This is a genomic window from Rhizobacter sp. P1_G5 (assembly GCF_056405435.1).
The window spans coordinates 1-1,519 of record NZ_JBFUCB010000951.1 but is presented as its reverse complement, the minus strand read 5'-3'; the positions used below and the strand labels follow the sequence as shown (position 1 = coordinate 1,519).

Here is a 1,519-nt window from a genome sequence, read left to right as displayed (position 1 = left end):
GGTACACGCCGGGTGCGCCGACCTCGCCTTCCACCGAGACCAGCCGGGTCTGCTTGGCCACCGGCACGCGGATGTCCTTCTGGCTGTAGATGGTGACGACATCGCCGGCCTTCAGCTCGACGTTGTTGTCCGGATCGCCCTGCAGCACGGCCTTGCCGAGGTTGAACGGGATCACCTGCGTGCTCAGGTCCTTGTCGCTGAGCCGTTCGATGACGGCGTAGTCCCAGTTCAGCTCGTCGAACAGCGTGGCCGGCGTGCGCTTCGATTCGGCGGCCGCCAGGCGGTCCATGCGACGCCGCGCGCGCTCGCCTTCGCTGAGCGGGAAGCGATTCGGATCGCGCACGGCATTGGGATCGTTGGCGGCCGTGACGATCGGCAGCGTGTCCGTGCCGGTGCCAGCGTTCGTGTCGGCGGCATTGCCCGTCGCGCCGGAGCGAGGGGCACCGACGGCAGTGACCGCACTGCGGGCCGACCGCTGCTGGGCCTCTTCGAGCAGCACGTCATCGTCATCGGGGAGGACCTGCACCAGCAGGTTCTTGCGCCGGTAGAAATCCGGCGAGATCAGCGCTTCCTTGTCCGGGATCAGGTCACGGATGCGCATGCCCGGCGTGAACGCATAGCGCAGCGGCTGTGCCACGTGGCCCTTCAGCGTGACCGCGTTCGCGAACTTCGGCGAGATCGTCAGCAACGTCACGATGTCGCCGTCGCGCAGCGGCCGCTGCAGGCCGGTGGTGTCGAGCTTGAAGTCCTCGACATAGCGCGCGGCCGATCCCYGCGCCGCGTCGATGCGCTCGAGCTGCACGCGGTTCGGGTTGGTCAGCACCGGTGAGCCGCCCGCGTAGCGCAGCAGCTCGCTGACGGGCTCCTGCGTGCCCTTCAGTTCGTAGATGGCCGCGTTGTCGAGGGCACCGCTCAGCGCGACGCGCGGCCCGACCGGCTGGAACACCAGAACGTCGCCGGCCAGCAGCTGCAGGTCCTTGGACTTGTCGCCCTGCACCAGGAAATCGTAGATGTCGAGTTCGGACACCAGCTGGTTGTCGCGGCGCAGCTGCACCCGGCGCATCGAACCGTTCGGGCCCGGGCCGCCGGCGGCCACCACGGCCGACAGCATCGTGGCCTGGCTCGGCACCGTGTAGACGCCCGGCAGGCGGGCCGGACCGACGACGAACACCTTCAAGCCGCGCAGCTTGCCCAGCGACACGCTGAGGTTGAAGTTGCGGTAGAGCCGGCCGATCTGTGCACGCAACTGCGCCTCGAGCTCGGACGCCTTGATGCCCGAGACCGTGAAGCTGCCGACCTTCGGCAGGTTCAGCTGGCCGTTGCGGTCGACGGTGCTGCGGTAGTCGACGTCGATCGAGCCCCAGGCCCTCACCAGCACCTCGTCGCCGGGGCCGACGGTGTAGTCCGCCGCGACCGGCACGTTGTCGACCGGTTGGATCGCGCGCGAGGCCTCGGCGAAGAAGTTGCTGCCGAAGGGCTGCAGCTGGCGACCGGTGGCGGCCTCGACGAACTTCTGGAA

General features: G+C 68.7%; 1 protein-coding gene. It reads right to left on the bottom strand.

Translation table 11 applies throughout. The features are described from left to right. The coding region (locus AC1D12_RS33030; RefSeq protein ID WP_477845338.1) for a polysaccharide biosynthesis/export family protein at positions 1 to 1,519 on the bottom strand (1,519 nt) is incomplete at both ends.